A 13,291-nucleotide genomic window follows, 5' to 3' on the forward strand; every position below is an offset into this window, starting at 1 on the left:
GCTCTCCGCTGCAATCAAACGAAACACTTCTTCTTTAACTGCGAAACATGTATGAAATATGTTTCGTTTTATTTACGCTACGATCCCTGGCGCAGAACGATCCTATTCAATAAGTAGAGATAATAGAAGAAAAGCGAATGCGAAGAAAGAAAATACGGTTCGGATTCGGTGCAAACGATTCCATGGAATTTCAAATGCCTGCCGTGCTTTTGTTTTTTCCTCTACAGTCGCTTCCTCTTCTTTAAAAATTTCCAAACGTTCGTTTAAGGGAACGTTCCCTAACACAGTAATGGCGAAGGTTCCTACGATGTAAGATGAAGATGCAGTTAGAAGTAAATAAAAGGAGCCTGTATCGGAGAACTCTGTGTAAGTTAGATACGGCAGAAGAAAAACCGGTGCTAAAAATGAAGTTAGGAAAAAAATATTTTTGATGACTCGATTGATTTCTTGCATGGCTCGGATGTATTCGGAGTCTTTCAGCCGGTGAAGTGCTCCGTTGACTGATATTTCATAGGCAAAGAAAACTCCTGCGGTCAGTCCTGTTGTAAGACAGGCGGTTAGGTAGATAAAATGGAGAAGATTCATTTGGTTTTGAGGTTAACTCATTTTGGGAGGTTGCTGCAATACAAAAATTAGAGTGATTAGAGGGATTCGTTTTACTTTTAAAAAATTTGCTAAACGACTGAGAATGTTCAAATCCCAATTCATAAGCGATCGCACTCACAGAGATATCAGTGGTGGACAATTCCCTGAGGTGGTTGCAAAGGCTTACTATCCTACCAACATAATGCTCGCCGAAGTGAATGATGTAGGTCATATCTATTGTGAAGGACATCGCATCTTTCTTTCTGGCGGCTCTTGTGGATGAAGTTGTTGGGCTAGAAGAAATCTCTGATAGGTACTGTAGACTTTACTTTACGAATGCGATTCTTGGTATTTTAGATTTATATACAAGTAAAGTCTTGAAATATCAGAAGCCATTGCATAAGGTTGATGAATAAAAGTGTTACCCATGAGAGTGATCTAATGTGTTACCTATGTGACTTGCCATATACCGCCTAATTATTGCAATGCGACATAAATTACATTATGGGAAGTAGCAGGCTGCATCACGTAATAATCTACTCCAAATCATAGCCGTTGCATTCCATATAAATCTAATCATCAAACACAAATGGAGCTTCCCAGCGCTAGCGATCGAAGCGGAAATAAAACGAAACGTGTCTCACGCTCTCGGTCGCGAAACCTCCTGTTTCGACTCCGGAGCTTCGGCATCCTTGCCTTCGCCACCACGAGAGATACGTTTCGTTCCTTAAGAAAAACTGTTTCGTTTATTGCAGCGGAGAGCGCGGTCGCAGGCCTGGAACGAAATTCTTAGATTTCGAAAGGATGCGAAGCGCCCATCTGCTTCAATTAAGGCTTTGATGAGAGATGATTTTTTCTGAGATATAATATCGATACACAAAATAGGAAGCGAGGGCGCCGAATAGATGCCAAATCGCATGTCCCTGTAGAATTGAGTCTTGGTAACAAATGATTTTTTTCAAATCTAGATACCAGAGGATCAATGCGATGCTTTGGACAGATAACGCAAGGAAGATCCATTTTGTTTGGAAATTATTTTTTACCTTATTTGCAAAGAGCGGGAGCAAAGAGAAAAGAAGTATGATTGCGAATAAATATCTTCTTGTTTCCGGGAATATCCATATAAGTGCTGCCGCAAATAGGTTAAGCAATAGATAATAAGAATAAAAACGAATAGGGCTGAATTTATATTTTTGATATAGATGAAAGACGAGAAGAAAAACAGCATATAAATTCATTCCGGTCACATCTAAAAACTGCCCGAGCCAACTTAGAGAAGCATGATAATACATACTCCCTAGTCCGATCCAAATCAAAGATAAGCAGTACATCCTAAGAAACCCTTTGTGATGAAAGAAAGAAATTTCTTTTGCCGCACTTTTAGGTTTGGAAAAATATAGGATGAGAGCTATAAGACAAAACGAGAGTGAAGAATATGTATTGGCTGGTTGGCGGATGAATCCTTCGTGGACCGCTTCACAAAAACATTGTTCGGGGAAACAACTTGCCGAACGAACTGTTTCCCATCCGTTCATCGGAACCAGTAAAGATGTAAAAATCTCTGCGATCGTTTTCATGAATAGATGGTTTTATGTTGCTACTTTCGTAGTCCGTCTTCAAACCTAAATATATATTAAATCAAAAATAAATGCAAGTTCTCTATCCGGAAAAAGCCAAGACCATCAAAACTCGGAAGTCAAACGTGGAGGTTTCGCAACCGAGATTATGAAATATGTTTTATTTGATTTTTTGAATTAACTTCCCGTTTGTTCCGGAGGAGGTTTGATGTTTTGTCTTTCCGCTTCCGTGAATGTGAACTTACCATCTAATCCGAAATAAAAGAATCGAGGCCTTTGGCTGTTGTATTGTAAGTCCCAAGCATCAAGTGCATTGTCCACACCTACGAACCATTGAAAATGGCCGAAAAATCTTTGTGAGAGTCTCAAATTCAAATTCGTATGCGGGTTGACCATACGATATCCGTAAGTGGAGTTCGTAGTACAATACGACAAATTATTATCCGTACAATAGTCGGAGAGCGCCGCTGGAACTGTCGCCAGAACATTTGTGATATTTCTTTGCGCTTCGCTGTTCATCACTGTTTCAATTCCGTTAAAATTGTCGGGAAGATCCGGGTTACACCAGAACGGATTTTTAATGCAATAGTACGGCTGTTTACCGAAAACCACCGCAAAGATAGAGAGCGAAATTCCGGAGGATTTTTCATCGATACGAATGTTGAAGTTCCATCGATGAGGCCCTCTCCCTTCCAAAGGAAGTCTTGTCAATTCGTCTCTTGTATGCGTATAAGTATATCCCGTTCCTGCGGACAAAATGTCCGTAAATCTTATATTGATGGAAGATTCAATCCCCTGAGTTGAGGCTTTTTGATAATTGGAAGTTTGAAACACTTGAAGACCTGTCGCATCACGAACTGGGTTAGTTCGAAATCCGATCAGGTTGTCCACATTATTATGAAATAAATTCGTGCTGTACCAAATTCTTTTGGTGATGTCCCATTCCCAACCAAAGTTATAACTTCTTGATAATTCCGGTTTTAGGTTGGAGTTTCCTACTACCCGATACCCTACTCCCGGATTTAAGAAATTAAAATACAAATCTTGGAAACTAGGCGCTCTATATCCTAACCCATTTGCAGCTCTTAGGCGAAATTTATCGGAAACATCATACCGAATGGCAAGTTTAGGCAGCCATTCCCCTCCGTATAAGGAGTCGTGATCATATCGAACACCCGGTACTATTTGAATTCTAGGTTTGTCTGAAACTCTCCATTCGTCTTGGACATAAAATGCATTTCTAAAACGATAAGCATGCCCGTTGATTGTCTGCCCTTTGACCAATTCGGGATTAAAATCGTCAAAACAAACTCCCGGATAACTTCTTCTACAATCGGGAGCGATTCTTGCCGAAGAAATTTGATCCTGCAAATTTTCGGCTCCTACAGAAGTGACATGATTTTCAGCGAACTTATAATCGACTCTGGATCTGAATTCAGTAACAGCATTGTCTGTTCTTTGTTGAGAATCCAGTTCATCCGATTTTCTTTGATCCGTCGTATAAAGATCTTGAAAACGGGAATAGTTTGCATTTAAATTGACATTCACTTTTTGGGTAACCACCCAATCCATGTTCAACGCCCCCATGAAATCATGAGTTTTGTTTCGTCTGTCATAGACGGTTCTAGGAGGAGATGCATCTACCGCATTTTGATCCAAATGTCTGTAATAAAATTGCCCTGTGATTGCTAAGTCGTCATTCACACGATAGACTGTCTTATTGGACAGGTTCATATCGTTGAAGGCACTTCCCGATGTACTTTCCAAAGGAGGAGTATAACCGGGGAATCGAGTAGCCAAAATATAAGAGTTGGCGATGGAAGTTCCGGAAGGGTACGGATTGTATCCTGGAGCTAAGGAAGAAATTCTTCCGTTTCTAGGACCCGGTGTTGCATCAGGAGTTAAGTCGTAACCTTCTCCCTTATGCCATCCTACAGTGAATAATGTGGAAATTTTATCCCGCTTCACACCTACGGAAGCGTAATTTCTGAACTCCATATAAGGGCCGTAATATTTTTCGCTTCCTGTTCCTCCCTGGCTTCGAAATTCCGCATACAAAGGGTCTTGTGCTTCTTTGGTGATGATATTAATGACTCCGGCAATCGCATCGGATCCGTAAATGGCAGAAGATGCCCCTTTTACGATTTCGATTCTTTCGATATCTTCCGCTTTAAACCTTGTTAGATCGATCGATCCGCTGAATCTTCCGGTTGTTCTTTGCCCGTCGACAAGAATAAGTACGTTTTGTGCGGAAAGTCCCTGTAATCTGACCGTTTGACCTCTTTCCCCTGATTGTGCAGGACGAACCTCGATGCCGGGAACGTTTCCTAAGGTTTGCGATAAATCTCTGGCGCCCATATCATCGATATCTTTTCTTGTGATTACTTCCGTTGTGATGGTAGAATCTTTCAGTAAGTTTTTTCGCCTAGTGCCTGTAACTGTGATGATGTTTCCCTTGTCGTAACTGGATTCGTTCGGTTGTACCCCCGATTCCCCGTGTTTGGGAGTTTTTGTTTTTTCCTCCGTTTTTTTAGAAGGATCCTCCTGAGGAGGATTGTTGGTTTGTGCAAATAGGTTCGAATGGAAAAAAACGAAACCGAATAAGAAGGAAAAAGAAAGGAGCGTTGCAAATCTGCCGCTGAACAAGCGGCAGTTGGAAAAATAAACTTTCATTTAAATATCAAAACCGAAAATTACTTACAGCTTCTTCCACTGGAATTTGGGATAACCGGAAGTTCCAGCAGTGCTGTAATAGTCTAACATTTGTATTGCGTATTTGGCGCCATCGCTTCCGGTAATGATATATACGTTTGTTTTTGCAGTTAGGATTGTATTGTTATAAGTGTACCAAGAACCGTAACCGGACGGCATAGGAGATAAATCCAAAGGTGCAGCAAGAACCGGATTGATGCTTTCCGTAGAAGCGGTCACAGGCCCTCCTCCGGAAGAAGAAAGTTTTACATCTACTACTTTCGTACATCCAGGGTCACTGTTGACTGCACCGTAATTCGTAGATCCGGAATCACAAGCGCCGCCGCTTCCCGTTCCGCTGGTTCCACTATTGGTAGCTACGTTATATCTTTTAAGTGCAATATCCCACTGTGCGGTGGACTCCACCATCACTCCGCCTGATTTCAAGCTGATGTACACCCAAGCGCAGCTGGAAGATGCGTTCACTGTGGAAGTATAAGTTCCAGTGGTATTCACTGCATTCGCTGGGACAGCAGTGCAATTGATATTAGAACCACTTGCCCCACCTTGGAGTAATAAGAGCAGTGCGGCAGAAGAGTCATCCGACTTTGGCTTTTGAGAACAGTTCGGAAGAAAAGACAATAGAGAAATTAAGACTATTGCAAAAGTAACTCCCTTGTTCGGGGTCTTTGAGAACGATGTAAACGATTGGTTGATGAAATTCATTGAATTCCTCCAGATTTGAGATTTTTGATCTCTAAAATGAGACTCAATCTCACATAAAAAATTTGGGCCTTTCCAAGCAAGGGAAAAAAGAAACCTTTCTCGGCACATCCAAAGGACTGCCGAGAAAGAAACCGTAAAGGATCGATTATTTTACAGCTGACTCGGAAGAAACAGCTACCTTAGTTACATAAATTCCAGAAGCATTGCTTGCTGTTTTTATAACAATCGATCCGTCAGCGATAGGAGCATTTGTAGTCCAATCGTTTTTGCTCCAAAGAGCATTTGCTAGAGAAAGCGACCCTGTGTTAGAGCAATCCGCTCCATTTTTTCCTGTCGCCCAGAAGGTCACTCTAGGAGGAGTGCTGCTAGTTACGTCAAAACAAACAGTAACTCTAGTAGATGCCGTTTCTGGTGATTCGGAAACTACATAGTCATTATAAAGAGAAGTTCCTCCCGTTGTACCTGTAGTCGTTGCATAATATGTTTGGCTACTAAAGTTCGCAAACACTAGTCCGTAAGGAGCGGATCCTGTAAAACTTCCTGAATAAAAAGTAAAAAGCAGTTTGTTGGATCCTGCAGTTGCTACTGGAGTTGTATTTGCACCAACTAAAGCAGAATCTTGTCCAAATCCTACGTAGAAAGCAGCATTCGCATTTTCGGAACGATTCGCTTTAATTCCTTCTAGGCGAAAGTGTCTACCCTTACCCGCAGATGGAGTGCAAATAAGTTGGTTCGTATTGTTACCGGTCGTGAAATTAGTTTCACATTTTTTTGCAGCTTCTTGTTGGGCATAAACTAATCCCAATAAGGCGGTTGTATTGTCGTTCTTATCATCACCTTCGCAGGAAATGAATGTTAAGCTAAGGCAAGAAGCCAGGGCTAGAGCTGTGAATTTGTTGAGCGTGTTCATAGGCTCTCCTCACTAAATTTTGATTCTGTGTCTCAAAATTAAATTGAGGTGGATTCTGTCAACAAGTTTATGAGAATAAGTCTCATTATCAGTACATATACGAAAAAAGAACAGAGTTTGTCATAGAATTTGTTACCGAAATGAGACTCAAAATCAATACTATTTGACAGAAATCCCCTCTCCCTCGAAATCGGATCATGCCTAACTTCCTACAGATTCCTTTCCGAACCGCACGTCTACTGGCTTGCGCTTCGGTATTTTTTTCTTTGGCTCTCCCCTTTTCTCTCTTCTCAGAAGAAAAACCGAGAATTGTCTCCCTAAATGGAACGATCACTGAAATCCTTTTTGCTTTAGGCGCCGGCGATCGTTTGGTGGGAGTAGATACCAGTTCTTATTATCCGAAAGAGGCAGTTTCCCTACCGAAGATCGGATACCAAAGAACTTTAGCTGCGGAAGGAATCCTCTCCTTAAAGCCGAATCAAATCATCGGAACAAATTACGCAGGTCCTCCGGCTACAATTGAGCAGCTTACAACCTTTAAAGTTCCGATGTTGATCGTTCAAGAAACCTTAACCATCGAAGGTGTGGAAGCTAAGATAGAACAAATTGCCAAATTCATTTCCAAAGAGAAAGAAGGCAAAGCGTTGATTCAAGCTTATAAAAAACAAGTGGCGTCACTTGATGGTTCTAAGCCGAAAAAACCCGTAAGAGTCTTATTCATATATTCAAGAAGTGCAACCAATGTTTTCGTTTCAGGAGTGAATACTCCTGCGGATGCAATGATCCGACTTTCCGGCGCAGAGAACGCAATGTCCGGTTTCAACGAATTCAAACCTTTGACTGCGGAAGCAGTAGTTGCAGCGAATCCGGATGTGATTTTAATTCCTGAAAAATCCTTAGAAGGATTAGGCGGCGAAAAAGGGTTGTGGGAACTTCCTGGTTTGAACTTAACAAGAGCAGGGAAACAGAAAAACGTGGCGGTGATGGACGATTTGCTTTTACTTGGTTTCGGACCAAGGCTTGCAAACGCATTAGGAGAGCTTTCGCTTAAATGGAAATCTCTCAAGTAAAAAAGAGAAAACTATTTTTATCTTTTACCGTTTTATTATCGTTATTCGCTTTGGCATTCGTTTCTAACTGGGGGGCCTTAGGGGTTCACTGGTCCGATATTCTTACGAATTCAGCAAGTTCCATTGAAAACGAAGTTTTTTGGAATTTGCGATTTCCTAGAGTCATCATGGCGACTTTGTTAGGTGGTTCACTTGCTTGGGCAGGGGCAATCGCACAAGGTTTGTTTCGAAATCCGATCGTAGACCCGGGGTTGGTGGGAATCACGGCGGGCTCTGCCCTATTTGCAGCGGTCGGAATCGTATTAGGAACTGAAATCAAAAACTTTCCTCCCGTCTGGGGAGTCATCTTACTTTCATTTGTCGGAGGAGTGGTAACCGGATTTTTAGTCTATATACTTTCCCGTTCCCAAGGTAAAACGGAAATATATACCTTGCTTTTAACTGGAATCGCAATCAACTCTCTTTGTTTTGCAGGAATCGGTATTTTAAGTTATATCGCTAGCGATGCTCAGTTAAGAAATCTTTCTAATTGGAACTTAGGGAGTTTGGGAGGATCCAGTTGGGCGACTTTATCCAGATTCGGTGTGATTTTAGCCCTTCCTGTTTTTATAGGTCCCTTCATCAGTAAACAATTGAATGTTTTTGCATTAGGAGAGAAGGAAGCTATGCATTTGGGAATTCCTGTCGAGGCAATGAAATCCTTTTTAATTTTATGCATTGGAATTCTTGTAGGATCTTCCGTAGCCGTAGCCGGGAATATAGGTTTCGTCGGACTTTCCATTCCGCATATAGTAAGATTAGCAATCGGACAAGATTATAAATACCTTCTCCCTTGTTCTTATTTTCTAGGAGGGGCGTTCCTTACCATAGGAGATGGATTCTGTAGAACGATCATGGCTCCCACCGAAATCCCTGTAGGTGTCATTACCGCCTTTTTAGGAGCACCTGTATTTCTATTATTACTGAGAGCAAGGAGAAGAAATACATGAGTTTGATCGCCGAAAATGTCACTTATTCCGTCGGTTCCAAGAATCTGGTTTCGCAAATTTCTCTCGAAGTGAAACCGGGAGAACTACATGTTCTGATGGGACGGAATGGTGCAGGTAAATCCACTATGTTTAAGTTGTTATGCGGTGATTTCGAGCCTACTTCGGGAGAAATTCTTTTGAATGGAAAACCGATACGCGAATGGAAACGGAAACATTTGGCAATGACACGTTCTGTCTTAACGCAAGACTACGAAATGCAATTCCCTTTTTCCGCAAGAGAAATCGTCGAGTTGGGCAGAAGTCCTTATCAGAGCACAAAGGAAGAAAATGACAAAGTGATTTTTGAAGCTATGGAAATCACAAACACTCAAAAATTAGGCGATAGGTCTTACTCTACTCTTTCCGGAGGAGAAAAACAAAGAACTCAATATTCAAGAGTGTTGTCACAGGTATGGGGGAACCCTCCCAAATACCTTTTGTTAGACGAACCGATCTCAAGCATGGATTTGCCGAATCAATTAAAACTATTACAAGTTTCCAGACATATGGCAGACCAAGGATATGGTCTTTTGTTGATTTTGCACGATATCAATTTTGCAAATCAATATGCGGACACTGTGTCCTTACTTAAGGAAGGAAAACTCGCCGCGAGCGGAAAACCGAAAGATGTTTTAACCGAAAAAAACATATCGGATATCTTCGGAGTCGAAATGAACGTTTTCGATTCACCGAACGGAATTTTTATTCTACCAAAATTATCAAAAATGGAGCAGACAATCAAATGAGCGCAGAACTACTACAGTCATGGGAAAAGTTGAAATCGGAAGCACCTAATATTCGCATACGAGAAGCGGGAAAAATATTAGGAGTGAGCGAAGCTGAGTTACTCGCAACAAAACTAGGAAAAGGTGTTAGTCTTTTGAAGCCGAATTGGGCAGACTTTCTTAAATCCACTCCTAAACTAGGATATGTGATGGCGCTTACAAGGAACGAACCTTGTGTGCATGAACGAAAAGGAGAATACAAAGACGTTTCGGTCAACGGAATGATGGGTCTTGCCGTGGGAGAAGACATAGATCTTCGTATTTTTCTCAGCCAATGGAAAATAGGATTCTATTCGGAAGAAAATCGAGGAGATTCCGTTTTAAAGAGTTTTCAATTCTTCGACGGATACGGAGAGGCAATTCATAAAATTTACACAACGGACAAATCCAATCTAGAAGGTTGGGCCGAAGTGAAAGAAGAATTCACTGTGTCAGATGCAGCATTATCTGAAGAAATCAAAAGAAACAAAAAACCGGAAGAGTCAAGACCGCTTGCGGAAGGTTCGTTAGATGGTTTTTTGGCAGATTGGGGCGCATTACAAGACACACACGACTTTTTCCCTCTTCTAAGAAAGTACAATGTGTCCAGAAAGGCCGCTTTGGAAGCAGCGCAAGGGAAGTTCACCAAAAAAGTAGACAATCAATTATTTGAAAAGTTACTTACTGAGTGCAGAGATGCCGAACAAGAAATTATGATCTTTGTAGGAAACGAAGGAATGATCCAAATCCATACGGGAAAAGTTTCTAAGTTGGAATCGATGGGACCATGGTTCAATGTATTGGATCCGATCTTCAATTTGCATCTAAGATCCGATTTGATTCAGGAAACCTGGATCGTAGAAAAGCCGACTAAGGATGGTAATGTGACCTCCCTCGAACTTTTCGGTGAAAATGAATTGTTGATCCTTCAGTTGTTCGGAAAAAGAAAACCGGGAATCCCTCAGTCGGAAACTTGGGCGAATTTAATCCGTAAGTATTGGAATTAAATCGATAGTAAGGGCGCAGAGGGCAAAAAGGTGAAAAGATTTTAAATTTTTTTCACCGATCTGGGTTTTAGCTGGCAATATGCGGGTTTTTATGGTAGGGCTTTTCGGGGGAAGCCCACAAGCCCGCCTCCACCACCCAATTCAGGGCGGGGGCTCGCTTTTCATTTTCCCAATGTGACATAATGATACAAATCTTCGATCCCCTAGATCCTCGGGTCGCCCCCTACTCTCTTCTGAAAGCGAAAGAGGAAAAAACAGACTATTTCATCGCTGACAATGAAAAGACCGTTGTACGTCTGTTAGAATCTTCTTTGGAAGTGGTGAGTATCTTCAGCATAGAGAAATATCTTTCCAAACATAAACGATTGATTTCTACCAAAATATCGAATCCAAATTCGATATTTGTTGCGGATCGCTCCGTGTTCGAGTCCACAATCGGGTTCTCCGTCCATCAAGGGATGATGGCGGTCGCCAAAAAACCGGAATTAAACGATCCGAATCTGTCTTTTCCGATTATAGTTTGTAATCGCATATTTGATGCGGAAAACATAGGATCCATCATCCGAACAAGTGCTGCGTTCGGAATCTCCTCCTTGCTCTTGGATAAAAAATCATCATTTCCTTATCTAAGGAGAAGTGTTCGAGTTTCTATGGGAAATATTTTCTCACAAAAGATTTTTCAAACGGATTCTTTGGGATCAACCATTGAAGGCTATAAAGCGAAAAACATTCCTGTGATAGGAATGAGTCTTCCTCGAAACGATCAAGAGCTGGCTCGTTCTTTCTCATTGATAGAAGAGTTCCGTTTTCCCGAGCGGTTTCTTTTGGTTTTGGGAAATGAAGCAGAAGGAATCGATCCCGATATACTTAGATTATGCGATCGATTGATTTATATACCTATGAAGAATGGAGTGGATTCTTTGAATGTATCCCATTCTTTAGCGGTCGCTTTGGCTTTCTCTCAAAGAAGATAAACTCTGGCTAACCTTCCCAGTCCCAAAAAAAATCCTTATTCGAAAGTTCTTCTTCCTTGGTTTCCGATTCCGATGCAGTTGTAATCGAATCGGAATGATAGGATTTTCCCATTTGTTCCAAATCAATCGTCTCTTTCAGCCAATATTCTTCCGTACCAAAATGAGGGAACAGATTTGGAAAAGCGGGGTCTTCCCATCTTTTGGCAATCCATGCAGCATAATGAATGTATCGAATCGCTCTTAAAGGTTCGATCAAAGACAGCCAAGAATCGGAGAATTCCGAAAATTCTCTATACCCTTCGAAAAATAAATTTCTTTCGTATTCGGATCTAGAGTCGCCAAAGGGAAGTAACATCCAGAAATCCTGCACTACAGGTCCTTCTAAAAAATCATCGAAATCCAGAATGGAAAAACCTTCCGCAGAATGTAAAAGATTTCCCTTATGACAATCTCCATGAATCCGATGAAAAGGAACTCCTGTTTCTTTTGAGATACGATCGAAAGATTCAAAAGCAATAAGCGCTGCATTTTTATATCTCTCTAATAGATGTTTGTCTTGGATCCAGCCGCCTTGTTCAATGAACTGCAATGCCTTGCTTGCATATTCGGGAACATCCAATTTGGTTCTATAAGAAACATGCTTTGATTTCCCGACAAGATGGATCCTTCCCAGTAACCTTCCTAATCTAGGCAGATCCGCTTCGGAGATTTCTTCGATGATCCTTCCGTTTCGGAGAGGCCATATAGCGAAAAATAAATCTTGGTAGGAAAAGATCGATTGTTTGTTTTCTTTTTGGATCGGAGCAAGTACGGGAATATCCGCATCTTTGAGCTCGTATAAAAAATCGTGTTCTTCTTGGATTTGTTCTTTAGCCCATCTTCCCGGTCGATAGTATTTAACGACGATTCTATGACCTTCCCCGACTTCTATATCATAGACACGATTCTCCACACTATTCAGCGGAACACATCTTCCTGTAGGTTCGTAACCTAAGGTTTCTATAGAAGTAAAAATAGTATCGGGTGTTAGTTGATGAAAAGAGCTGGAATTCATGGATTAGGATAAAATAACCCTATTCCTTCCCTGGTGCTTTGCTTCATATAAGTTTTTGTCTGCAATCTTCAAAAGTTCAGAAGGATGAGCGACGTGTTCTAAATCTCCTCCGGTAACTCCTCCGCTGAAGGAAATATGAAATTCTTTTTGGTCGTCGCTGTGAATAGGAATTTGAGTGATTGCTTCTCTGATTTTATCCAACACATGTTTGGCATCTATATTTGCAGTTTCCGGAAATACGATGACGAACTCCTCTCCCCCGAATCGGGAAAGTATGTCGGATTTTCTGAGTCTTGTTTTGAGTTCATTCGCCAATAATTTTAAGACGACGTCTCCCACATCATGTCCGTAAGTATCGTTGACCGACTTAAAAAAATCGATATCGATCATGGCGATAGATAAGGGGTGGGAATGTCTTTTGCATCTTTGAAATTCTTGGTCTACTCTTTCTTCCATATATCGTCTGTTATATAGGCCAGTGAGCGGATCTCGAATTGCAGTGTCTCTCAGTTGGTCCTGCAAAAATTTAATTCGAAGTGCGCTATAGATTCTTGCAAGCAGTTCGATTTCTTCGGCAGGTTTTCTGATGAAGTCGGTAGCACCTGCCTCTATCGCTTCTTTTATTTTTTCCGGTTCAGAATGGCTGGTCACCATAATGATAGGGAGCCATCCCGTCGGGGAAGAAGAAAGAATTTCTTTGATCAAATCGATTCCGGAACCATCGGGGAGTTCCCAATCAAGTAACACTACTTCAATGCTTTCTTTAGCAATGATTTCTCTAGCTTCTTGTGCATCGTTTGCAATGATACATGTATAAGAATGTTTAGTGAGCCATTTAATCAGAATTTGTCTCTGAAGAAGCGAATCTTCTACAATTAAGATTTTATTGCTCATTTGTGTTCCTT

12 protein-coding genes are annotated in these 13,291 nt (G+C 41.2%); 5 read left to right on the forward strand and 7 right to left on the reverse strand.

Translation table 11 applies throughout. The annotated features are described in order from the left end of the window. Positions 1-102: 102 nt before the first annotated feature. From EHS15_RS04690 to EHS15_RS04715, 5 genes are all read right to left on the reverse strand, one after another. Positions 103-585 (reverse strand): anthrone oxygenase family protein, encoded by a 483-nt coding sequence (locus tag EHS15_RS04690; protein WP_135759394.1) that lies wholly within the window; start codon positions 583-585, stop codon positions 103-105. 824 nt (positions 586-1,409) lie between these two features. Further along, positions 1,410-2,162 (reverse strand): ceramidase domain-containing protein, encoded by a 753-nt coding sequence (locus EHS15_RS04700; RefSeq protein ID WP_135759395.1) that lies wholly within the window; start codon positions 2,160-2,162, stop codon positions 1,410-1,412. A 177-nt stretch (positions 2,163-2,339) separates the two neighbouring features. Next, positions 2,340-4,835 (reverse strand): TonB-dependent receptor plug domain-containing protein, encoded by a 2,496-nt coding sequence (locus tag EHS15_RS04705; RefSeq protein WP_135759396.1) that lies wholly within the window; start codon positions 4,833-4,835, stop codon positions 2,340-2,342. A gap of 24 nt (positions 4,836-4,859) precedes the next feature. After that, entirely contained in the window at positions 4,860-5,579 is a 720-nt protein-coding gene (locus EHS15_RS04710) for an HmuY family protein (RefSeq protein ID WP_135759397.1), read from the reverse strand. A gap of 145 nt (positions 5,580-5,724) precedes the next feature. After that, positions 5,725-6,489, reverse strand: a complete 765-nt coding sequence (locus EHS15_RS04715; RefSeq protein WP_135759398.1) for a hypothetical protein — start codon at positions 6,487-6,489, stop codon at positions 5,725-5,727. Between the two features lie 197 nt (positions 6,490-6,686). Between EHS15_RS04715 and EHS15_RS04720 the strand changes: the two genes are divergently transcribed. The 5 genes from EHS15_RS04720 to EHS15_RS04740 all read left to right on the forward strand — a co-directional run bounded on the left by EHS15_RS04720 (position 6,687) and on the right by EHS15_RS04740 (position 11,332). Continuing rightward, a complete protein-coding gene (locus EHS15_RS04720; protein ID WP_135759399.1) occupies positions 6,687-7,559 on the forward strand; it encodes a heme/hemin ABC transporter substrate-binding protein in 873 nt (290 codons plus the stop codon). Continuing rightward, positions 7,541-8,548, forward strand: coding sequence for a FecCD family ABC transporter permease (locus EHS15_RS04725; RefSeq protein ID WP_135759400.1), 1,008 nt, complete (start codon positions 7,541-7,543; stop codon positions 8,546-8,548). Before EHS15_RS04720 ends, EHS15_RS04725 begins: the two co-directional genes overlap by 19 nt. Continuing rightward, entirely contained in the window at positions 8,545-9,333 is a 789-nt protein-coding gene (locus EHS15_RS04730) for a heme ABC transporter ATP-binding protein (protein WP_135759401.1), read from the forward strand. Before EHS15_RS04725 ends, EHS15_RS04730 begins: the two co-directional genes overlap by 4 nt. Further along, positions 9,330-10,358, forward strand: a complete 1,029-nt coding sequence (locus tag EHS15_RS04735) for a hemin-degrading factor (protein ID WP_135759402.1) — start codon at positions 9,330-9,332, stop codon at positions 10,356-10,358. The genes EHS15_RS04730 and EHS15_RS04735 overlap by 4 nt, the downstream gene beginning before the upstream one ends. A 182-nt stretch (positions 10,359-10,540) precedes the next feature. Next, positions 10,541-11,332 (forward strand): TrmH family RNA methyltransferase, encoded by a 792-nt coding sequence (locus EHS15_RS04740; RefSeq protein WP_135759403.1) that lies wholly within the window; start codon positions 10,541-10,543, stop codon positions 11,330-11,332. A gap of 7 nt (positions 11,333-11,339) precedes the next feature. Here the strand turns inward: EHS15_RS04740 and EHS15_RS04745 are convergent, their stop codons facing one another. Together EHS15_RS04745 and dgcR are read right to left on the reverse strand one after the other, a co-directional pair. Next, a complete protein-coding gene (locus EHS15_RS04745; RefSeq protein ID WP_135759404.1) occupies positions 11,340-12,386 on the reverse strand; it encodes a serine/threonine protein kinase in 1,047 nt (348 codons plus the stop codon). A 3-nt stretch (positions 12,387-12,389) separates the two neighbouring features. Then, complete coding sequence (dgcR, locus tag EHS15_RS04750) at positions 12,390-13,280, reverse strand: diguanylate cyclase DgcR (protein WP_135759405.1); 891 nt, start codon at positions 13,278-13,280, stop codon at positions 12,390-12,392. Positions 13,281-13,291: the final 11 nt, after the last annotated feature.

This window comes from Leptospira idonii, assembly GCF_004770995.1.
Lineage (GTDB): Bacteria > Spirochaetota > Leptospiria > Leptospirales > Leptospiraceae > Leptospira_A > Leptospira_A idonii.